The sequence below is a fragment of the Candidimonas humi genome, assembly GCF_019166065.1.
In the GTDB taxonomy this organism is placed as follows: domain Bacteria; phylum Pseudomonadota; class Gammaproteobacteria; order Burkholderiales; family Burkholderiaceae_B; genus Candidimonas; species Candidimonas humi.
Window position 1 is genome coordinate 106,454 of the sequence record NZ_JAHTBN010000002.1, and the last position, 20,235, is coordinate 126,688.

The 20,235-nt window shown below is 64.0% G+C and carries 18 protein-coding genes; 2 read left to right on the forward strand and 16 right to left on the reverse strand.

Annotated elements, in window-relative coordinates; translation table 11 throughout:
• Nucleotide 1: 1 nt before the first annotated feature.
• The gene (locus tag KVP10_RS03940; protein ID WP_217963181.1) at nt 2–1,063 is read right to left on the reverse strand and encodes an aromatic ring-hydroxylating dioxygenase subunit alpha; all 1,062 of its coding nucleotides are present in this window, start codon (nt 1,061–1,063) and stop codon (nt 2–4) included.
• 148 nt (nt 1,064–1,211) lie between these two features.
• Here KVP10_RS03940 and KVP10_RS03945 point away from each other — a divergent pair, with 148 nt between their 5' ends.
• Nucleotides 1,212–2,168 carry a LysR substrate-binding domain-containing protein gene (locus KVP10_RS03945; RefSeq protein ID WP_217963182.1) on the forward strand — a complete coding sequence of 319 codons (957 nt, stop codon included), beginning with the start codon at nt 1,212–1,214 and terminating at the stop codon, nt 2,166–2,168.
• Here KVP10_RS03945 and KVP10_RS03950 read toward each other — a convergent pair.
• From KVP10_RS03950 to KVP10_RS03990, 9 genes are all read right to left on the reverse strand, one after another.
• Nucleotides 2,156–2,932, reverse strand: coding sequence for a citryl-CoA lyase (locus tag KVP10_RS03950; RefSeq protein WP_217963183.1), 777 nt, complete (start codon nt 2,930–2,932; stop codon nt 2,156–2,158). The genes KVP10_RS03945 and KVP10_RS03950 overlap by 13 nt on opposite strands.
• Nucleotides 2,933–2,957: 25 nt before the next feature.
• Entirely contained in the window at nt 2,958–4,550 is a 1,593-nt protein-coding gene (locus tag KVP10_RS03955; protein ID WP_217963184.1) for a class I adenylate-forming enzyme family protein, read from the reverse strand.
• Nucleotides 4,551–4,561: 11 nt separating this feature from the next.
• Nucleotides 4,562–5,539: a Bug family tripartite tricarboxylate transporter substrate binding protein gene (locus tag KVP10_RS03960; protein WP_217963185.1), complete on the reverse strand. Its 978-nt coding sequence runs from the start codon at nt 5,537–5,539 to the stop codon at nt 4,562–4,564.
• A 492-nt stretch (nt 5,540–6,031) separates the two neighbouring features.
• Nucleotides 6,032–7,681, reverse strand: a complete 1,650-nt coding sequence (locus tag KVP10_RS03965; protein ID WP_246600320.1) for an FAD-binding oxidoreductase — start codon at nt 7,679–7,681, stop codon at nt 6,032–6,034.
• A 92-nt stretch (nt 7,682–7,773) separates the two neighbouring features.
• The gene (locus KVP10_RS03970; RefSeq protein WP_246600321.1) at nt 7,774–8,628 is read right to left on the reverse strand and encodes an amino acid ABC transporter ATP-binding protein; all 855 of its coding nucleotides are present in this window, start codon (nt 8,626–8,628) and stop codon (nt 7,774–7,776) included.
• Nucleotides 8,629–8,746: 118 nt separating this feature from the next.
• Nucleotides 8,747–9,409, reverse strand: coding sequence for an amino acid ABC transporter permease (locus KVP10_RS03975; protein ID WP_217963186.1), 663 nt, complete (start codon nt 9,407–9,409; stop codon nt 8,747–8,749).
• Nucleotides 9,409–10,059 (reverse strand): amino acid ABC transporter permease, encoded by a 651-nt coding sequence (locus KVP10_RS03980; protein WP_217963187.1) that lies wholly within the window; start codon nt 10,057–10,059, stop codon nt 9,409–9,411. The genes KVP10_RS03975 and KVP10_RS03980 overlap by 1 nt, the downstream gene beginning before the upstream one ends.
• 160 nt (nt 10,060–10,219) lie before the next feature.
• A complete protein-coding gene (locus KVP10_RS03985; RefSeq protein ID WP_217963188.1) occupies nt 10,220–11,047 on the reverse strand; it encodes a transporter substrate-binding domain-containing protein in 828 nt (275 codons plus the stop codon).
• A 369-nt stretch (nt 11,048–11,416) separates the two neighbouring features.
• The gene (locus KVP10_RS03990; RefSeq protein WP_217963189.1) at nt 11,417–12,289 is read right to left on the reverse strand and encodes a LysR family transcriptional regulator; all 873 of its coding nucleotides are present in this window, start codon (nt 12,287–12,289) and stop codon (nt 11,417–11,419) included.
• Between the two features lie 185 nt (nt 12,290–12,474).
• Here KVP10_RS03990 and KVP10_RS03995 point away from each other — a divergent pair, with 185 nt between their 5' ends.
• Nucleotides 12,475–13,407 (forward strand): DMT family transporter, encoded by a 933-nt coding sequence (locus KVP10_RS03995; RefSeq protein ID WP_217963190.1) that lies wholly within the window; start codon nt 12,475–12,477, stop codon nt 13,405–13,407.
• Between the two features lie 120 nt (nt 13,408–13,527).
• Here the strand turns inward: KVP10_RS03995 and KVP10_RS04000 are convergent, their stop codons facing one another.
• The 6 genes from KVP10_RS04000 to KVP10_RS04025 all read right to left on the reverse strand — a co-directional run bounded on the left by KVP10_RS04000 (nt 13,528) and on the right by KVP10_RS04025 (nt 19,863).
• The gene (locus KVP10_RS04000; protein WP_217963191.1) at nt 13,528–14,940 is read right to left on the reverse strand and encodes an FAD-dependent oxidoreductase; all 1,413 of its coding nucleotides are present in this window, start codon (nt 14,938–14,940) and stop codon (nt 13,528–13,530) included.
• A gap of 96 nt (nt 14,941–15,036) precedes the next feature.
• Entirely contained in the window at nt 15,037–16,077 is a 1,041-nt protein-coding gene (locus tag KVP10_RS04005) for a Bug family tripartite tricarboxylate transporter substrate binding protein (RefSeq protein WP_246600322.1), read from the reverse strand.
• 261 nt (nt 16,078–16,338) lie between these two features.
• Complete coding sequence (locus KVP10_RS04010; RefSeq protein WP_217963192.1) at nt 16,339–17,058, reverse strand: SDR family NAD(P)-dependent oxidoreductase; 720 nt, start codon at nt 17,056–17,058, stop codon at nt 16,339–16,341.
• Nucleotides 17,059–17,075: 17 nt separating this feature from the next.
• Nucleotides 17,076–17,987, reverse strand: coding sequence for an isocitrate lyase/PEP mutase family protein (locus KVP10_RS04015; protein WP_217963193.1), 912 nt, complete (start codon nt 17,985–17,987; stop codon nt 17,076–17,078).
• 117 nt (nt 17,988–18,104) lie between these two features.
• A complete protein-coding gene (locus tag KVP10_RS04020; RefSeq protein WP_217963194.1) occupies nt 18,105–19,124 on the reverse strand; it encodes a Bug family tripartite tricarboxylate transporter substrate binding protein in 1,020 nt (339 codons plus the stop codon).
• Between the two features lie 28 nt (nt 19,125–19,152).
• The gene (locus tag KVP10_RS04025; protein ID WP_217963195.1) at nt 19,153–19,863 is read right to left on the reverse strand and encodes a GntR family transcriptional regulator; all 711 of its coding nucleotides are present in this window, start codon (nt 19,861–19,863) and stop codon (nt 19,153–19,155) included.
• Nucleotides 19,864–20,235 lie beyond the last annotated feature (372 nt).

The following is a 20,235-nucleotide window of genomic DNA, read 5'->3' on the forward strand; positions in this document are numbered from 1 at the left end:
TTCAGGCCTCCTGCAAGGCCGCCGCGGGGCGCACGGCCTGCGCCGCGCCGGCCTGCTCGGCCTCGATCAACTGGCGCAGCTTGCGACGAAAGCGCAAAGGGCCTGAATCCAGGGGCAAATCCAGCTTCGACGGGCTTTTCGCCATGCCGGCGTGCACGGCGGCCAGCACCGCGCGATCCTCTTCGAAAGCATGCCGCACGTCTTCCGAGAACTGGCGCGACACCTCTTCGTCGTCCGGGCTGAAGTTGCGCATCTGGAACCAGTAATAGCGCGTCGTTTCCTCGTCCACCGGCGTCATGAAGTTGTACGAATCCATGAGGAACACATCCTCGTGGAAGGGCTCGGAGTCTGCGGCCGCGCCGGCCGGCGTGAAGATCGCCTTGATCAGCGCGTGCGCGGGGAAGTGCACCTCGTAGTGCTGCTTGCGGTCGCAGTTGCCGCGGAATTTCACGAACTTGGCGTAGAACGGCGCCACCTCGACGTCGCGCATCCAGCGCGACACCACCACGCCCTCGTCCCTGACTTCGGTCTTCAGGGGTTCGCCCACGATCGCGGCATTGCCGAACGAAGTCTGGTGCACCCACGACACATGCGAGGGATCGAGCAGATTGTCGGTAACGTACAGATAGTTGCACTGCACCGTCATCGCATCGCCCCGGTTGACGCCCCAGGCCGGATCGTCCCAATGCGCGACTTCCATGATGCGCGCCGGATCGGCCAATGCCGGGTCGCCCATCCAGACCCACACCAGGCCGTAGCGCTCCACCGCCGGGTAGCTGCGCACGACTGCGGCCTTGGGTATATGCGACACGCCGGGGGCCCGCACGCACTGCCCCCAACAGTCGAAGGTCAGCCCGTGATAGCCGCATTCGACCGTGTCGCCCTGCAGGCGGCCCATGGACAGCGGCAGCTTGCGGTGCGGACAGGCATCTTCCAGCACGGCCACGCCGCCATCCTGGCGGCGGTACAGCACCAGGTCTACGCCGAGCATTTTCGTGGCGTGCAGGCCGCGGTCGACTTCGTGCTGCAAGGCAGCGACATACCATGCGTTCTTGAGGAACATGAGCATCTCCCGATGCCTGCCGCGCCCGGAAGACGCCGCCTTTCGCGGGCTTCGGGGCTGTCGGGCCGGCATGAATGAATTGAACAGGAATAATGATAACTCCGGCAATTCTGCGATAATCAGCCTGATCGTTTAGGAAAACTATATCGTGGATGCCCTGCCTCCCTTGCGGGCCTTGCAGATCTTCGACACCCTGGGCCGCAGCAGCAGCCTGGCCGAGGCGGCGCAGCGCCTGCAGATCACCCCGGGCGCCATCAGCCAGCAGGTCCGCCTGCTCGAACAGGCGCTGGACGCCAGCCTGACATTCAAGGACGGCAAGCGCCTGCGGCTCACCGAGGCAGGCCTGCGCTTCCACGAATCCTGCGCGCGGGCCTTCGAACAGTTGCGCGAGGCGCAGGCCGAACTGGAACGCTCCAAGAACCAGCACAATCTGTCGCTCAGCGCCCTGCCGTCGCTGCTCAAGGCCTGGCTCGCGCCCCTGGTGTACGAATGGCAGGACCGGCATTACCCCGAACTCACCATACAGTTCCTCGGCAGCCACTCCGAGCCGGCCAGCGAACTGGAAGATATCGACTTCCGCATCACCTATGGCAACAACGCCGCGCCCAGCCCGAACTCGCTCGCGCTCTATACCGACAGCGTCGTGCCGGTGTGCAGCCCGGCGCTCATCGCGCCGTCGCGCGGCTTGCGGCAGCCGCGCGACATCTTGCGCTACCCGCTGCTGGCCACCGACTGGCGGCCCAAGTTCACCTCGCCGCCATCCTGGCGCGACTGGTTCGCTGCGTACATGCCGCAGTCCGGCGCCGCCGCGCCCGAACCGGCCTGCCATCGCATTTTTTCGCTATCGCACATGGCCATCGAAGCCGCGCTCGAGGGCCAGGGCTTCGCCCTCGCGCAATGCTCGATGATAGGCCGCGAGGTGGCGGACGGGCGGCTCGTGATCCCGTTCCGCCTGGCCCTGCCCCTGCCGTGGCCCTATGTGCTGAAATGGAAGCCCAGCGCCTTCGACAGGCCGCATTGCCGCGCCTTCCATCGCTGGCTGGCGGCACGCGGCAGGCAGCAGGAAGAACTGAACAAAAGGATGCTCGGCCGTCAGGCGAGATGATGGGCCGTGGCCTGCCCTTCGATCATGGCCTTGGCCTGGCGCGCCAGCGGATTGCGGAATTCCTCCAGCACATGCGCAACCAGGCCGATGGCCCGCGCCATCACCCCGATGCCGCGCACCACGTCCCAGGGTACTTCGAGCTCGCTGGCGATCGCCGCGATCGCTCCCGTCGCGTTGACCGGCAGGCTCTTGCCCAGGCGCCGGCCGGCCTCTTCAGCCAGGGCGTTCATCAGTTGAACGTACTGCCCCGAAAACCCGGTTTCCCGAGCCACGGCGAACAGGGCGGGCGTGCGGGGGTCTATCGGCTTGTGGATGTGATGGCCTATGCCCGGGATATTTCTTCCCGCGGCCAGTTCGCGATCGACGATTTGCACCGCCAGCGCGCCGATATCGATAGACTGGTTCTTGTCCGGCAGTGCTTGCTGCAGCAGGCGCGCAGCGTTTTCCATGCTGCCGACAAACACGCTGCCCAAGCCGCACAGGCCGGCGCCGACGGCCGCCTGCATGGCTTCGGGCGCGCCGGCGAGAGTCATGCGTGCCACGATGGCGCTGGGCGTCAGGCCGTGCTCGACCAGGGCAACGGCAATCGCGTTGAAGGCCCGGGATTCCTGCGGCGTGGGCAGGCGGTCGGTCAATTCCAGAAATGCCATATCGCCCAGGGAAACCTTGCCGAGAATGTCCTGGCACAGATCCAGGCCCTTGACAGTGATCTTGTCGGTCGTGCTCCAGGCGATATCAGAACTGATGGGTTTGTGTTTTGCCATGTTCGACCTCGATTTGCTGGGTGGGTTAGAGATTGTCCGTATCGATCGCCTGCTCGCGCAATGAAGCGTTCATGCGTAATTGAGCCTTGGCGATCTTGTGTGTCGGAGTGTGAGGCAGAGCGTCCAAGAAAACGACGTAACGCGGGATCTTGTGCGCAGCCAGGCGTGGGCGGCACCATTCGACGACCTCGGCAGCGCTCAGTGCATGGCCGGGTTTGACGACGATAGCTGTCAGAACATCGTCCTCGCCTAGGGGAGAAGGCACCCCTATGGCAGCGGATTCGTATACCTTGGGGTTGGCGTTGATGACGAGGTCCAGTTCCGCACCAGCAATGTTTTCCCCGCGCCTGCGGATAATGTCTTTCTTGCGAGCAACATAGAAATAATAGCCATCAGAGTCGCGGCGGACCAGATCGCCGGTTTTGAACCAGCCGTCCTGGAAGCTGGAGGCGGTCTGATCGGGATCACGAAAATAACCGAGCATGACGACAGGCGTCTTGACAAATAGCTCGCCCGTTTCGCCATCGGAAACATCGCTACCGCCGTCATCTACGATGCGTGCCTGGGCCCAAGGCTGGGCGGGGTCCGGATGCGTGGCGAGCATGCCCATGGATCCAGGCTTGTTGGGGCGATCTATCGGGTTGCACGTGACGCCGGGGATTTCGGTCATGCCGAAGCCGGAAAACAAATACGGGATGTGGAATTCGTCGCGGAAACACGGGACCGAATGCTGGCGTACCCCGTAGGCAATACGCAGCGAGTGATCTGGACGAAATTCGGAACGGTCCCGCGAGCGGAGTATTGTGCCCATCGCCTCGATGATGTTGACGACGGTAGCCTTTGAGTCCGCGGCAATGTGCCAGAAGCGCGAAGCCGAGAACCTGGCCTGAATAAGCAACGCCGCGCCAGCTGCAAGCGCTCCGCCCAACGAGTAGAACAGCGCATTCACGTGGAAAAACGGCAGTACGACCAGAATGCGGTCTTCGGGCTGAAGGTGCAGCCGCCCGAGATTGGCCTCTCCAGCTTTCACCAGATTGGACTGACTGTGCAGAACCCCCTTTGGGAACCCCGTGGTGCCGGAGGTGAAAATCATGACGCAGGGCGCATCGGCTGAGGGATTGGGCGGCAGATCCACCTCGGGAGCCCCATCGATCAGCCCCTGCAAGGCAGGAAATGGCCCGCCTTCCCGAACAAGGATAATGGCGGCCTCCTTCTGCCTGGCAGCAAGCGCTTCCTGCACAGCCGCCACTGTTTCGTTGCTGGCAAAAACGGCTGACACATCAGCATGGCCGAGCGCGTATTCCAGCTCCCGGCCGGAAAAGCCCGGGTTCACGGGCACCATGATGGCGCCCAGGCGCGCCAGCGCGAACAGCACGATCACATGGCTTACGCCATTGGGAGCGACGAAAGCAACCCGATCAAGCGGGCGCACTCCCATTGAGAAAAGCGCCCGAGCGAGCGCATGGTACGCCCTGCCAAACTCATCCCAGGACAGCGACCGATCGTCATCCATCAGCATCGGCATCGCAGCCCTGATGGCATGCCGGCTCTCGAACAATCCGTCCAGTGTCGAATCGTGGGGCGGATAGCTCTGCAATACACTCAAAGGGGACAGCATGGAAAACCCTTTCAGGACTTGCTAGAGGAAGGTTGCAGAAGCCTGCGCCAACGCTGGATCTCCTCGCGGATAAGGGCATCGAACGCTGCAGGCGTCGAAACGCTCGCTTCGCCATCAATAACGGCCATGCGTTTGGCCACAGCAGGATCAGCCAGGGCTGTGCGCAAGGCCTGGTTCAAGGTATCGACCACAGCTTTCGGAGTGCCCTTGGGGGCTAGCAGGCCCCACCATACGACGGCCCTGAAACCAGGCAGGCCTTGCTCCGCGATAGTCTTCACTTCGGGAGCGGAATCGATCCGATGCGCCCCGGACGTCGCCAGCAGCTTGACCCGCTTGGCGTCCGCCAGGGCCTTGATCTGCGACATTCCAGTGAACATCAGATCGACGTGCCCGCCCGCCAGGTCGTTGGCCGCAGGGCCCGCGCCCCGATACGGCACCGTCGTAAGATTGATGCCCGCAGTGTCTTCCAGGAGCAGCGCGGCAAGGTGCGAGCCCGACCCATTGCCCGAGTTGGCGATGCTGATCTTGCCGGGGTTTGCTTTGGCGTAGCTGATCAGTTCAGGGATGCTGTTTATATTCAGATCTTTTCTGGCCGCCAGCGCGAGCGGGTAAGTAATGGCCAGGCCGATGGGTGCGAAATCGTCGGGAGTCTTGTAGGGAAGCTTGGGAAGCAAAGTCGGGTTGGTGGAGAGCGCCGTACTGGTGAACAGCAGCGTGTAACCATCGTGCGCAGCCCTGGCGACGTGTTCGGTGCCTACTACCGTGCTGGCGCCACCGAGATTCTCCACGATGACCGGCTGTTTCAATGCCGCAGCCAATTTGTCGGACATCGCCCGAACAATGAAGTCTCCACCGCCACCCGCTGCGAAAGGCACGACGATATGAACAGGGCGGGATGGAAATTCGTCCGCAGCGGCGCGGGCACAGAAGCCCGAAGTCACGCCGAAGCCGGCCAAGATACCGGCGGCAACAATTCTTGAAAATTTCACTAAGCGTCTCCGTCGTTGATTTACAAGAGTCAAGTGCGGCAACTCGGACCCATCGGATCCCGATTGCGGTTCTTTAGATTGGTATTTCTCGAGCCCCCCCAACGAGGCCGCGCTCTGATAGATACTCTTGGGCTGTTCTCCCGTCAGACAGCACGAGGGCTATATGTATGTCTAATTATGCTTGCGTGCCAGGAGTCTAGGCGGTGGATAAGATATGGACAATACAGCCGGCGTAAATGGGCATTCATGATTTGTGAACCCAAATTTCCAGGCCGGCAGATGGGCTGGTCTATTCCTCAATGAGTGTAGGCACTCGCATAGCCTTCCAACGCGTGCCGGCAGCGCGCGGCGGGCTGCACCGAGCTGGCAGATTCTGACGGCCCGCCCGAGACGATTCGATAACCATACGCCCGTACAAGCCGCCTGCGGCGAGTCCCCAACGCCACGACCGCGGCCGCAGTCGTGGCGACACACCCGAGACCAACACAGCAGTCAGGCGTCGACCACGCGATGCCGGTTCAGCTCCGCACCGCCGTCCAGTGCGCGCTTGACCTGCTGCATCAGCGCGAGTTCGGCCGCGCCGCGGCTGTGCTTCAGGAACGGCTTCTTGATGCGCCCTATGCCGTGCTCGGCCGAGATGCTGCCGCCGACGCGTTCCACTTCGCGATAGACCAGCTCTTCCACCGCCATCAGGTTCTCGGGCGCATGCGGCCCTGTCGACAGGTGCAGATTGCCGTCGCCCAGGTGGCCGAACAGCAGGTTGTGCGCCTTGGGCGACATGCGCGACAGGCCGGCGCAGACCACATCAATGAAGGCCTCCATTTTCTGCAGCGGGATGCCGATGTCGAAGGCCACGCGCGGCTGTATGGTGCGCAGGATCTCGCCGATGGAATCGCGGAACTTCCACAGCATGGCGGCCTGTTCCTGGCTGTGGGGAATGATGGCGTCGAGCACGTCGCCGCTGTCCAGCATCTCGCCCAGGAAGCCTTCCAGCGCCGCGGCCGCCTCGGGCGTGTCGCGCCCCTCGGTCTCGAGCAGCACGCAGATGGGGTAACGCGCCTCGAAGGGCGGCGTCTTCTGCAGCACCTGGCCCGCCGCCACCAGATAATTGCGCCACATCACTTCGAACGACGACAGCTCGGGCAGCCGTGCGCGCGCCAGCTTCAGCAGGCGCGCCACCTGGTCCAGGTCGGAAACCGCGGCCAGCGCGCTGTAGCGCCTCTCGGGCTTGGGAAACAGCCGCAGCACCACGCGGGTGATCACGCCCAGCGTGCCTTCCGTGCCGATGAACAAGTGCTTCAGATCCAGGCCCGTATTGTTCTTCAGCCCCTTGTTCAGCATCGTCATCACCGTGCCGTCGGCCAGCACTACTTCCAGGCCCAGCACCAGCTCGCGCGTAGTGCCGTAGCGCAGCACCCGGTTGCCGCCGGCATTGGTGGCGACATTGCCGCCGACCTGGCAGGAGCCGCGCGCCCCCAGGTCCAGGGGGAAATACCAGCCCTGGTCCTCGACCAGTGCGCACAGGTTCTCGAGGATCATGCCGGCCTGCACAGTGATGGTGCCGCCCGCGGTGTCGAATTCATCGACCCGGTCCAGCCTTTCCAGCGCCAGCACCACGTCGCCTTCGTCCGGCACGGCACCGCCGGCCAGGCCGCTGCGCCCGCCCTGTATAGTCAAGCGGCGGCCTTCCTGGTGGCAGGCGCGCACGATCTGCGCCACTTGTTCCACGCTGTCGGGCCGGAACACCAGGGCAGGCAGGCCCTCGGCGGCCAGGCCGCTGGCGTCCTGCAGGTAGGATTGCATGTCTTCGGGCCGGCTCAGGCAGGAGATCGTCTGCGCCAGGGATTCGAGGGTATAAGAGCTACCCGGAACAGGCCGGCCCGGCTGCGTCTCTATAGACGGCGCATCGGCGCCGGCCCGCTTGTTCATGGTTTCTTCACCCACGGTATGCTGCCGATCGTCGGCCATCTGTGACTCCGCGCCCGGCCGTTCGCGCAACACGGCGGCCATGGCTTCAGTGTAATGATCGATGTTGCGTGTGTCGGGGCCCCGCATGCCGGCGCGGCCCGGATCGATGATGCAGACGCCGTGCCCGGCCTGCGATGCATGCCGGCGGCGCTCGGGCCAGTGTAGCGTGAACATGCCGTGCCGGCGTCGCCGGCGCCCGCGCAGGCCGCCGGCATTGCCGCAACATCCGTCACGGAACCGCGACAGAGCGGCGCTGCGACACGAAACTATGCCGCAGCGGCGCCCGGCACGGCCTGGGGCCGGGTCCAGAATGCGTTGCGGTCCAGGTAATTCTGCAGGAACTGGCGCAGCCGCGGCTGCGCGGGGTTGCGGAAGATTTCGTCCGGCGGCCCGCTGATTGCGATCTCGCCCTTGTCTATGAAGACCACACGGTCGGCCACCTGTGCCGCAAAACCCATTTCATGCGTCACTACCACCATGGTCATCCCTTCGCGCGCCAGCTCTTTCATGACCTGCAGCACCTCGCCCACCAGTTCCGGGTCCAGCGCCGAGGTCGGCTCGTCGAACAACATGATGTGCGGTTCCATGGCCAGCGCCCGCGCGATCGCGACGCGCTGCTGCTGGCCGCCCGACAGTCTCGCCGGATAGGAATCGGCCTTGTCGGCCAGGCCCACTTTTTCGAGCATGCGCATGGCGCGCTCGCGCGCCTGCGCGCGCGGCATTTTCTTGACGCGCAGCAAGGCCTCGGCGACATTGCCCGCGGCGGTCATGTGCGGCCACAGATTGAACTGCTGGAACACCATGCCGACATGGCGGCGCACGCGCTTGATCTCGGACAGCGGCGCCCTGGCCCGCGCCCCGTCTTTCTCGACGTAGCCCAGCAGCTCGCCCTCGATCAGCACCTCGCCGCCGTCGTATTCCTCGAGGAACGCCAGCGAACGCAGCAGCGTGCTCTTGCCCGATCCCGACGGGCCGATGATGCAAGTGACCTCCGACTTGCGCACGCCCAGCGATATATTGTTCAGTACCCGGGCCTGGCCGTAGTACTTGCTGATGCCGCGCGCTTCGATCAGATAATCCCCGCCGTCTTCGTCCACGGCGGCCTTGGCCTTCAAGTTCATCAGACTCTCCGAGTAGCCCCGGCATCCGTGCCGGGAAGGAAAGGTGCGCAGCCGCCAGGCTGCAACACTGCAGGGATGCGCAACCCCGGGCCGGCCCGCCGCGCGCCATGCCTGCCCATCAGCGCACCATGTAACGGCTCACGCGCATTTCCGCCCAGCGCCCCAGGCGCTCGGTCGCGCCGATAAGCAGCAAATAGCATATGCACAGGACCAGAGTCGTTTCGACATAAGAGAATTGCTCGGTGCCGATCTGCGTCAGCACCGCGGTCAGCTCGGGCACGGTCACCACCGACAGCACCGCGGTCTCCTTGCTGAGTATGATGATAAGGTTCACCAGCGCCGGCGTGATGATCACCAGCATCTGTGGCAACTGCACCCTCCACACCGTGGCCAGCCGCGACAAACCCAGGCATTCCGCGGCCTCGACATGCCCGCGCGGCACGGACATGAATCCGGAACGGAACGACTCGGCGAAATAAGCGCTGCCGTACACGGCCAGCGCCACAATGCCGGCCGCGATGGGCGAGAGTTCCAGTCCCACGCTGGGCCCGCCGTAATACAGCACGAACAACTGGATCAGGAAAGGCGTGGTGCGCAGCACTTCTATATAGACACGCAACACGGCGCGCAGCCAGCGCCCGCCGAACAGCTGCAATACCGCGATGACGAAGCCCAGCGCCATGCCCAGCGCGACCGCGCCCGCCCAGGTGCCCATCGTCACCAGGAAACCGCTGAGTATGTTCGGCCAATATTGACTGAGTATGCCCATGTGCAGCGCCATCACGATCTCCCGTAGCGGCGTTCGGCGACATGGCCGGCAATGGACAAGACGCCGTTGATCACCATGTACACCAGCCCCGCTGCGATGTATGTCTGCAGCGGCAGGAAAGTGCTGGCCGCGATGTTCTGCGCCGTGCGCGTGATTTCGGCCACGCCCACGATCGAGATCAGCGACGAGGCCTTGACCAGCATGATCATCTCGTTGATGAGCGAGGGCATGGTCAGCTTGAGCGCCTGCGGGATTTCGATGCGCAGCAAAGTGTCCACGCGGCTGAATCCCAGCAACTGCGTGGCCTCGAGCTGGCCTTTCGGTATGCCCAGGAATCCGCCGCGCAGTATCTCGCCCAGGTAGGCGCCCTCGCACAGGGAAATGGCCAGTATCGACGCCGCGATGGGCGGAACGTTGATGCCCACGAATGGCAGGAAATAATAGGCCATCATGAGCTGCACGATCAGCGGCACCCCGCGGAAGATGAACACATAGACCGCGCCCAGACGCTGCAGCATCCGACTGGACGAAAGGCGGGCCGTGGCGATGCCCACCGCCAGCACATAGCCGACCACCAGCCCCAGCGCGGACACCAGCAGCGTCATTTGCGCCGCCTTCACGAGCAGCGGCAAGGCCTCGGCAATGGCTTTCAGGTCGAACATGAATCTCGCGTATGCGGCCCCCGCTGGCGCGCAAGCGGGAACCGGAACAGGGATCCGGAACCGCCGGCCTGCCGGGACACGGCAGGCGCGCGGCTCACGGATCGAGGATCAAAGCTCAAGAGCCCGGGCCTGGAGAAACCGGGGCCCGGAGAGCCGGCATTCAGACATTGGGCACGAAAGCCCCGGTGGGCACGTCCATCTCGACGCCGAACCATTTTTTCTGCAGGGCGGCCAGCCGGCCGTCCTTGTGCATGGCCAGGATGACATTGTTCACCGCCTGGATCAGCGAGTCGCTGTCCGCGCCCTTCATGCCCATGTACGCAAAATACACTTTCTTGCCGAAGGCCGGCTTGACCACGGCGAACATCTGCGGACGCTGCTGCGCCACGTAGGCGATATTGGTAAGCGAATTGCCCACCGCCACGATGCGCCCGGCCGCCAGGTCGGCATAGGCCTGGTTGTTATCGATGTATTCGCGGATCTGCGGCTTGGGGTTGAGCGTGTCGGCGTATTCCTTGAGCTGGGCCAGTTGCGCCGAGCCCTTGCCCCCGCCCACCACCTTGCCGGCGATATCCGACGGTTTCTGCAGCGACTTGTCGCTGGCGCGCTTGAGCAGCGCCACGGTGCCATCGGCGATCGGCAGCGTGAAATGGTAGCGCTCCATGCGCGCCTTGGTGACATTCAGCGGGCCAGCCACCATGTCGAATTTCTTCGCATCCAGGCCAGGCAGCACGCTGGGCCAGGGCAGGTCGATGAAGCGCACCTTCACGCCCAGCCCCTTGCCCACCTCGGCGAAAAATTCCTTGTTGAAGCCTTCCTGCTTGCCGTCCTTCAGGAAGTCGAACGGCGCGAACTGCATTTCCGTGCCCATCACCAGCACGCCGGCCTTCTTGATGCGCGCCAATTGGTCCTCGGCGTGGGCCGACACCGAAGCCGCCATGAAACACGCCGCGGCCATGCAGGCCTTCAGGGTATATGAAAATCGCATTTTCCTGTACTCCTCGCTCTGGATGGAAAGACTGTTTTGTATCACACGGCCGTCTGCGCGGCCGCAGGCTCTCCGGCGCCGCAGCACCAGTTCCGAGCCTGGCAAAAAGTATATACATACCCCTTGCGACGTCAACCATTATCAGGCTGGCCGGCAGCGCCCGCCAGCCCGGTCTAGGGTAAATACGCAGAGCTGCGGGGCCCGCATTCCTTGGAGGCGGCAAGCGCGCCGGCCGCGGTGCAAAGCCGCCGCACCCTATTCGCCACCCTATTCGCCACCCTATCACCGCCCTATTCCTCGTCCCATTCGCCGCCTGCGTCTCCGGCGGCCCAGGCGTCGGCCGAGTTTGCGCAACGCCCCCTCGCCCGCTCACGCAGGCCGGCCCGGGAACAAGCCCAGGATGAACTCTTTCATCGCGACGATGCGCCGGCTCGAACGCAGGTCGCGATGGTGCATGAGCCATAGCGGCCGGACGCAGGCGAGATGCCCGGGCTCCACCCGCTGCAGCAGCGGATCTTCATCGGCCATGAACACCGGCAGGACCGCCACCCCCACTCCGTAGCGCGCGGCCTGGTATTGCGTGCCCACGCTATTGGTAAGCAGCGGCGGCTGCGCGGCGCCATAAGTGGCCCGCATCCACTTGGCCATGGCTATATGCGACAGCGAGTCCGGCCATGACACGTAGGGCAGTTCGCGCCAGTCGGAGCCGCGCCGCGCGAGCGCGCGCGCAGCGTACGCTGCGAATTGCAGGTCGGGCAGCCGCTGAGCGATATATTCGCCTTCTTCATCGGCGCTCGGAGGCGCCATGCGCAAAGCCATGTCGGCATCGCGCCGCGACAGATTCACCGCCTGTATCCCTGTGACCAGCTCCACCTGCAAGCCGGGATGCCTTTCCAGGAAATCCCCCAGGCGCGGCGCGATCACATGCGAGGCAAGCGCGTCCGAAGTCGCCAGCCGGGTGCAGCCCGTCCAGCGTCCCGGCTCGCCGACCCGCTGCGCGCGGCGCTCGAATCCGAGCATGGCCTGCTCCACGCCCTGCGCCGCCTCGAACATGGACTGGCCCTCGTCCGTGAGCACATAGCCGCTCTGGCGACGCAGGAACAGCGCCATGCCCGAGTCCCGCTCCAAGGCCTCGACACGCCGCGACACAGTCGCCGGACTGACCCCCAAGTCCGCTGCCGCCGGGGTCAAGCCGCCCTGACGGGCAACCGCCAGGAAATAGCGTATGTCTTCCCAGTTCATTTTTTATTTATGAAAAATGATTTTGAATTTAGATCTATATCATTTTATTTATAAAAAAAGAATAATGCCTCCATGTCGCATTCTTGCGTACAACCGCTAGAAGCCCCCGCGGATCGCGCAGCCAGCCCCCGGTTCGGATTGCGCCGCCTCCCGGACTTCGAAGCCTTTTGGATCAAGGAACCATCATGAAACACCGTGGTGTTTATCTGGCGCTAGTCCTCAGCACTCTGTTCTGGGGAGCCAATTTCAATCTCGGAAAATACGTCGTGCACTACACCGACCCGGCCTCGGCCGCGGCATGGCGCTTCATCATCGCCGGCGCCGCCATGCTGCTCTACACCCGCCTGCGGGAGGGCCTGGACTGGGCCGGAATCCGCCGCAACCTGCTGCCCCTGGCCGCCATGGCCGCGCTGGGCATCTTCGGCTTCAACATGGCCTTTTTCTATGGCCTGCAGACCACGTCGTCGGTCAACGGCGCGCTGATCATGACGCTCAACCCCACCATCACTGTGATGCTGACCGCGCTGGTCCTGGGCGAAGCCGTGTCCTGGCGCCAGGTGCTGGGCCTGGCGCTGAGCATGGCCGGCGTCGTCATCGTAGTCACCGGCGGCTCGTGGACGGCCCTGTTGAGCCATTTTCATTTTGTGCTGGGCGACGGCCTGATCCTGCTCGGCAACCTGTGCTGGGCGGCATACAGCGTCATCGGCAAGCGTTCGATCCGCCAGCTCTCCGCGCTGCAGACCACTACCGCCACCACGGTCATGGGCGGCCTGGGCATCGTGGCCCTAGCCCTGTTCGGGCACGGCGGCGCCTTGCCGTTGCCCGCGGCCCCGAGCCTGGCCTCGATCTCGGCCATGGCCTTGTTCGGGACCGTGCTCGCCTACCTGTGGTGGAACAATGGCGTCAAGACCATAGGGCCGGCGCGCACCGCGGTCTTCTTCGACCTCGTACCCATCTTCACCATGCTGATCGCCATCGTGTTGGGCGAGCAAGTGTCGATGGCCCAATGGGTGGGCGCGCTGCTGGTGATTACCGGAGTGCTGTTCTCGTCGGGTGCGCTGGACGCAGCCTTGGCCGCGCGCAAGGCGCCGCTGCGGCGGCCGGTGGGTTGTGCCTGAGTTCGCGCACAGCAGAGCAGCGAATGCGCCCCCTTCCGGAAATGTGTCCGGCGCCGCGTAACACGGCACAAAGAGGGCTCACAGGCTGCCGGCGGAAGCGCACCGGCAGCCGCCGCAGGCTCAGGAGCATGCCTCCCGGGACAATTGCCCGGCCGCGCAACGGCCGGCCAGATATCCCAGGCCCAGGGCCGACAACAGGCCGTTGCCAGACATGTATCCCTGGCTGCCCCGAGCGCCGCTGATGCCGGCGGCGGCGCCGCCGCCAGCGTACAAGCCGGGAATGATCGAACCGTCCTTGCGCAGCACGCGCCCTTCCGGATCCACACGCAAGCCGCCCTGCGTATGAAACAGGGCCGCACTGATGCGCATAGCCGTATAAGGCGGCCGCAAGGGGCCGCCTCCCCACTGGCTGCGGCCCCAGGAATCGGCCTCCTCGCCAGCGGCAGCCGCCACGGCGTGGCCCAATGTACGGGCCAATTGGACGGGCTCGATTCCGCAACGGTCACCCAGGGCCTGGATGGTGTCGAATTCCAGCACACCCTTGTTGGCAACGAGCTCGGCGTATTCGGACTGGCCCTGGGCGGTGAGGTCGCGTATGCGCGCATCGGCGATCACATGGAACGGACCAGCCCGCTCCAGCTCCAGGGCGGCGAAAGACGAGTAGCCCTGACTTTCGTCTCCGAAGCGACGGCCCGACGCATCGACAATAAAGCCGCCCTTTTCCACTACAGTCCAGGTGACGAGCGAGCCGTGAGGGTCTGCCAGGCTGGCATGGGCCTGGTAGGCCCCCATATTGGCTAGATCCGCGCCCAGTTCACGGCCCCACAGGACCGCCTCGCCCTCGCTGCCGGTCGCGCCGCCGTATGGCGCAGCCGCGACTTCGGGGCAGAACTCGCGCAGCAACTCGCGATTGTTTCCGAAGCCGTTGGTGGCCAGTATCACCGCCCGCGCTGCCAATGTCGTGCATGCCCCGTCCCGGGTGCGGGCCTGCACGCCGCAAACGCGGCCGCGCTCGTCGACGACCAGATCCGTCGCTCCGTTGCCGAATACGATCGGGATATTGCGCCTGGCTACGGCGTCGGCCAGATCGTCGAGCAGGTCCGCGCCGCGCCGCGAAGGCGGCGAATGCAGGCGATATTGACGATGCCCGATATGCTTGTAAGTTTCCACCAATGTCAGGTTCACGCCTGCGACATCGACGAGCCATTCCACCAGCTCGGCCGAGACTTCCGCCAGCCTGCGCGTAAGCCCGGGCATCTGATGCACGCCGGCAATCCGCTGCAGATCCTCGACAAAGGCCTCGGCCGAATCGGCCAGACCGGCCTGCGCCTGGAAGCGTGTTCCTGCGGCGGGAATCGACCCGCTGGACAGCGCGGTATTGCCTTGCAGCCTGTCGTTTTTTTCGAGCACGGCAATGTCGCCGCCCTGCGCAGCGCTATGCGCCGACAATGCCGCGCACAGGCCGCAGCCGCCCGCGCCGATCACCAGGATATCGACTGCCGCGTCGAATTCGACGTCTCGGTCATGTAGCATCGCAGAGTTCCGGAAAGCCGGGGACGGGCGGCCGTCACGGCGCGTACGCGACCGTGCTCGTAGCGCAGCTTGCGGCCGCGGCCGCCCAGGCCAGGCTTAATTGATCGAGGCGCCCGAAATCTTCACCGCCTTCTGCCACTCGGCTATCTGCTTGGCCAGGAATTTCTGCGTCTCTTCCGGCGTCGTGGGCATAGGCATGAGGCCGAGCTTGGCCATTCTTTCTTTCATGGCTGGCTGCGACATGACGTCCCTGATATCGGCGGAGATCTTGTCAACAATGGCCGACGGCGTGCCCTTGGGTGCGAAGACGGCCGAGAACGGCGCGATGTCGAAATCGGGGAAACCCTGCGACTCGATGGTCGGATAGTTGTGGCCGCTGTAGTCCTTGGCCGTCGTCAGGCCGATCACCTTGAGCTTGCCGCCTTCGATGAGCGGCCCGGCCGAGGGCAGCCCCGTGATGCCCAGGGGAATAGTGCCTCCGACTACGTCATTGAGCAGTGGCGCGCTGCCACGATAGGGCACGTGCACGATATTGAATTTGCCCCGCTCCTTGAGCAATTCCATCGACAGGTGGCTAGCCGAACCATTGCCGTCCGAGCCATAGCTGTATTTGCCGGGATTCTTCTGCGCCAGCGCAACCAGTTCCTTCAGATTGTTGGCAGGAAACTTGGGATTGGCGACGATTACGTTCGAATACACCACAGCCAGGCTGACTGCGGCGAAGTCTTTCTGCGGATCGTACGGCAACGACTTGTAGAGCCATTTATTGATGGCGTGCGAACCCGTGACGCCAAGCACCAAGGTATAGCCGTCGGGCGCGGAGCGGGCCACATAGGCCGAGCCGATGTTGCCGCCGGCCCCGGGACGGTTCTCGATGATGACTGACTGCCCCCACTTCTGCGACAGGGCTTGGCCCAGGGCGCGGCCCACGATGTCGGTCGGACCGCCCGGAGTGTAGGGCACCACCAGCGTTACGGCCTTGCTGGGATAGCTGCCTGCGGCCCACCCGCTGGCCGGAAGCAGCATGGGCAGCAGCAAGGCAGCGCTCGCGCCCAGCATCCGGCGGCGGCTGGCCGGACGGCGGGAAGCGGGACGGAAAATGGATGCGGTAGATGTGTTGTGATCAGAGTGGCTCATGGTCTCCCCCAAGAGTAAGTTCGCTCAGGTATGGGTACTGGGTACGGGTAATAAAAAAGAAAAACGTCTGAATCTAAGTGTTAACAGTATAAATAGACGCAAAGAATTGCACAATAAAATATTCATCCGTGAAACATAGGTGTTTACTCGATATACGTCTGGAAACAGACTAATGGCAGCTTGCGGTGCTAATATCTTTTTGCGTTAACTGTCAACAATTACCGTAGCTGAAAAGCGGGACACAAGCCCGCACGGACCGCTTCACATGGGTGCAGCACCCAGCGACGCCCCGCCGCATACATACAGCGTCTGCCCGGTAATCGCCCCCGCCTCGTCTCCCAGGAAAAAAGCAATGGTGGCGGCCACTTCCTGCGGCCGCACCAGGCGGCCCAAGGGCAGGGCCGAGACAGGGGGAGCACCACGCTGCGGATCGCGCAGCATGGGTGTATCTACCGCGCCTGGCGCCACAGCATTGACCGTGACGCCCCGGCCTATCAATTCGGCAGCCCAGCTGCGGATCAACCCCAACTGCGCCGCCTTGCTCGACGCATAGGCGGCGCGACCCGCTCGGCCCAGCACCGCCCGGCTCGAAACCAGGACGACGCGCCCCGCCCGGTCGGGCAGGCCCGCACCGACGGTCTTCAATATGGCGATGGGTGCGGCCACGTGCAGCCGCCACAAGTACTGCGCTTCGTCCATATCGGTGTCCACAACGCCGCCCGTGCGCATGATGCCGGCGCAATGCACGAAGGCAGTGATGCCCCTATCCGCCATTGCCGCAGCGAATGCATCGCAGGCCATCGTGTCGGCGAGGTCGACGCGATGATGTGTGTAGCGGCCGCCGGTGCGCGTGCCAGGCCCCGGCTCTTCAGACTGCAAATCGGCGCCCTCGACCCGCCAGCCCTCATCCAATAAGCTGTCGACCAATGCACGGCCTATTCCGGAGGCCGCACCGGTCACGAGGCAACACCTGCCGTCCATGAGCCGATCCGGGAAAATCAGGCGCCCGCGGTTTCGGGCGGAAGCGTGGTCAGGCGCTTCTCGAGTTCGCGCATCTCGGCATAGCCCATCAACTTCATGATGTCTTCTATGCCTACGAGCAGGTCGGGGCGATCCGTGGGCTCGCCGCTGCGTATCACTTCCTGCATGACTTGCAGCGCCTGCGTCATGGCATGTATGGCCGCGGCGGGCAGCATGCGCGGCAGGCTGATGCGCTTGACCCCGATCGCCTTCAGGCGCGGAATGGGAATCAGCGGCGTGGTCGGCCGCGAACGGATGCCGAAGCCCATGTTGACGCTGACGGGAATCCCCGCCGCATCAACCAAACGCTGGATGTCCTCCTCGCTGCGCACCGCGTCGGGAAACAACATGTCGGCCCCAGCCGCCGCATAGGCCTTGGCACGCCGGATCGCGCCCTCGATCCCCTCGACCGCTATCGCATCGGTGCGCGCGATGATGACGAAGTCGTCGTTGCGCCGCGCCAGGCAGGCAGCCTCGATCTTCTTGACCATCTCGGCCTGGCTCACGACGTCCTTGCCCGGCATGTGCCCGCAGCGCTTGGGGCTGACCTGGTCCTCCAGGTTGATGCCGGCCACCCCGGCCTCCTCGAACTGCTGCACCGTATGGAACACATTGACGGGATTACCGTAGCCCGTGTCGGCGTCGGCCGTCATGGGAATGGAAACGGAACGGGCCAGATTGCGGCAATGGGTGACGTTTTCGTTCAGGCCCATGACGCCGATATCGGCCACACCCAACAAGGAGTTGGACACGGCGGCGCCGCTGGTGCAAGCCGTCTTGAAACCGGCCGCCTCGACCAGGCGGATGCTGTAGCCGTCATAAACGCCGGGCGAGACGATGAATGCCTCGTTCTTGAGCAGTTCGCGGAACTGGCGTGGTCTGTTTTGCATAGATGAATCCTGAAATACGGCCGGAGCCATGCTTTTAAATGGATGAAATCGAAAAAAGAGGCGCGGCGCACGCCGCTGGCGCGGGCCGCGGACAACGCATCGCCGACGTAGCGCGGCTCAGGCCGCGGTCGCGCCGCTGGACTTGACAGCCTGCTCCCACACCTGGCGCTGATGCGCGAAGAATGCAGCGGCCTTGTCGACAGGCAGCGTAACGGGCAGCGTCGCCTGTTTCCTGAGCGTCTGCTGATACGAGGGCTGGGCGGCCACCTTGGCGAAGGCATTGCGCAATACCGCCAGCACCGGCGCCGGCGTACCGGGCGGGGCCATCAACGCCCACCATGACGGCGCGTCCAGCATCGGGTAGCCCAGCTCGACGAAAGTCGGCACATCCTTCAACTGGTCGATGCGCTGCGAGGTAGTGACGGCCAGGGCACGCAACGCGCCGGTAGCGGCCAGGGACACCGCCAGGGTGGAGCCGGTGAAGCAGAAAGCGATGCGGCCGGCCCGCAGATCGGTCGCCATGGGCGCCGCCCCGCGGTACGGCACATGCAGGCATTTGATTCCAGCCGCAGTCTGGAACACTTCCGCGGTCAGATGCGACAAGGACCCTATGCCATTGGAACCGAAGGTGATCTTGCCCGGCTCGGCCTTGGCCATCTGCACCAGCTCGGCCACACTGTTCACCGGCAGCGCCTTGGGGTTGACCAGCAACACATTGGCGTTATCGCCCATCATCCCCACGTATTCGAATTTGCGCGAATCGTACGACACATGCTTGTACAAGACCCGGTTGATGGCCATGATGCCCTGGCCGGCCTCGAGCAGGGTATAGCCGTCGGCGGGACTGCGCGCCAGATAGTCGGCGGCGATATTGCCCCCGGCGCCTCCACGATTCTCGACCACCACCGATTGGCCTAGTTGCGACGACAGCGCCGCCGCCGCAATACGCGCCAGGGAGTCGGAAGACCCGCCGGCCGGAAACGGCACGATCAAGTGCACCGGCCGCGAGGGGAAATCCGCGGCCCAGGCCGTACGCGCGGACAGCGCGACGGCGGGGATCGCCGCCCCCGCACGCAACAAGGTCCGGCGCGACATGCCGCGAGCGCCGCGCGGCGTGGTGGAATCGATATCGGTCATGGAAGTTGCTCTCTCCGGGAAGAAAGCCTCAGGCGCTGCGGTTCACCGCGACCCGGGGCTCGATCAAGTGATCCGACAGGTGCTGGGCCGCGCGCTCGATATGCGAGCGCATCAGCGACTCGGCCAATTCGGCGTCGCGCGCCTTGATGGCCCGCAGGATCTGCCAGTGCTCGGCATAGGCATCGTGCTTGCGTTCGAGCACAGTGCCTGAATGGCGGCGATAGATGCGCAGCAAGTGGTACAGATCGCCGCACAGCGCGTTGACGATGCGCTGATTGCCGCTGGCGCGAACGATGCGCTCGTGGAAATCGAATACCCGCCCCAGCGCGGCCTTGCCGCCCGCAGCGCTCAGGTAATTTTGGCGGTCCTGTTCGAGCTCGGCCGAGAGCATGCCGATTTCCTCGTCGCTCATGCGACGGGTGGCGAGATTGCATGCCACGCCTTCCAGCGCCATGCGCATCTGGAAGAGCTCAAGCGCGGATTTTGCGGACAGGGAAATGACACGCGCCTTTACATAGGGCTCGCGCGTCACCAATTGAATGCCCTGCAGGCGCCGGACAGCCTCGCGCACGGGCCCCCGGCTGACACCGAACTCCTGGGCCAGCGCCACCTCGTTGATGACGCTGCCCGGGGACAGGCGCCCCTGATAGATGGCGTCGAGCATGCGCCCGAATATCTGCTCCGACAAAGGCTCGGGCGATGTATCGGAACTGTTGGCCGAAGGGTCTATTTCTCGCATAGTGTTAACAGATTAGAGAGGTGAGTGGAAATTGTCAATCTATTTTCAGGCGCAGGAACGGAGCACGCAACAGCATGTTTTCCGCCCATCCGATTTAGCCGCCCACCAGCATCCCGACGGCACGATCTCGACACTCTTCCCTCTGGGCGTACGTAGAGAAATGCGCTGCACAGTCACGACGCCATATCGGTCTGCCCGACAACCTTCGACCGCGCATTGCTGGCCGGCCTGTCGATACTTCAATGAATTCTTATCGAAGTGTTGACATTTAGAGCAGCCATCGCCAATAATGGCTATTCGAACCATCGCTTACATACAGGATGCGAAACAGGCCGCGGCGACGGCATCTGCGCCGCGCGGCCTCATAGACGA

Excerpts from the sequence above, each read along its gene's own strand:
- KVP10_RS03940 (WP_217963181.1), bottom strand. The coding sequence starts at position 1,063 with ATGTTCCTCAAGAACGCATGGTATGTCGCTGCCTTGCAGCACGAAGTC.
- KVP10_RS03950 (WP_217963183.1), bottom strand. The coding sequence starts at position 2,932 with ATGGCAAAACACAAACCCATCAGTTCTGATATCGCCTGGAGCACGACC.
- KVP10_RS03955 (WP_217963184.1), bottom strand. The coding sequence starts at position 4,550 with ATGCTGTCCCCTTTGAGTGTATTGCAGAGCTATCCGCCCCACGATTCG.
- KVP10_RS03965 (WP_246600320.1), bottom strand. The coding sequence starts at position 7,681 with ATGTTCACGCTACACTGGCCCGAGCGCCGCCGGCATGCATCGCAGGCC.
- KVP10_RS03970 (WP_246600321.1), bottom strand. The coding sequence starts at position 8,628 with ATGAACTTGAAGGCCAAGGCCGCCGTGGACGAAGACGGCGGGGATTAT.
- KVP10_RS03975 (WP_217963186.1), bottom strand. The coding sequence starts at position 9,409 with ATGGCGCTGCACATGGGCATACTCAGTCAATATTGGCCGAACATACTC.
- KVP10_RS03980 (WP_217963187.1), bottom strand. The coding sequence starts at position 10,059 with ATGTTCGACCTGAAAGCCATTGCCGAGGCCTTGCCGCTGCTCGTGAAG.
- KVP10_RS03985 (WP_217963188.1), bottom strand. The coding sequence starts at position 11,047 with ATGCGATTTTCATATACCCTGAAGGCCTGCATGGCCGCGGCGTGTTTC.
- KVP10_RS03990 (WP_217963189.1), bottom strand. The coding sequence starts at position 12,289 with ATGAACTGGGAAGACATACGCTATTTCCTGGCGGTTGCCCGTCAGGGC.
- KVP10_RS03995 (WP_217963190.1), top strand. The coding sequence starts at position 12,475 with ATGAAACACCGTGGTGTTTATCTGGCGCTAGTCCTCAGCACTCTGTTC.
- KVP10_RS04000 (WP_217963191.1), bottom strand. The coding sequence starts at position 14,940 with ATGCTACATGACCGAGACGTCGAATTCGACGCGGCAGTCGATATCCTG.
- KVP10_RS04005 (WP_246600322.1), bottom strand. The coding sequence starts at position 16,077 with ATGAGCCACTCTGATCACAACACATCTACCGCATCCATTTTCCGTCCC.
- KVP10_RS04010 (WP_217963192.1), bottom strand. The coding sequence starts at position 17,058 with ATGGACGGCAGGTGTTGCCTCGTGACCGGTGCGGCCTCCGGAATAGGC.
- KVP10_RS04015 (WP_217963193.1), bottom strand. The coding sequence starts at position 17,987 with ATGCAAAACAGACCACGCCAGTTCCGCGAACTGCTCAAGAACGAGGCA.
- KVP10_RS04020 (WP_217963194.1), bottom strand. The coding sequence starts at position 19,124 with ATGACCGATATCGATTCCACCACGCCGCGCGGCGCTCGCGGCATGTCG.
- KVP10_RS04025 (WP_217963195.1), bottom strand. The coding sequence starts at position 19,863 with ATGCGAGAAATAGACCCTTCGGCCAACAGTTCCGATACATCGCCCGAG.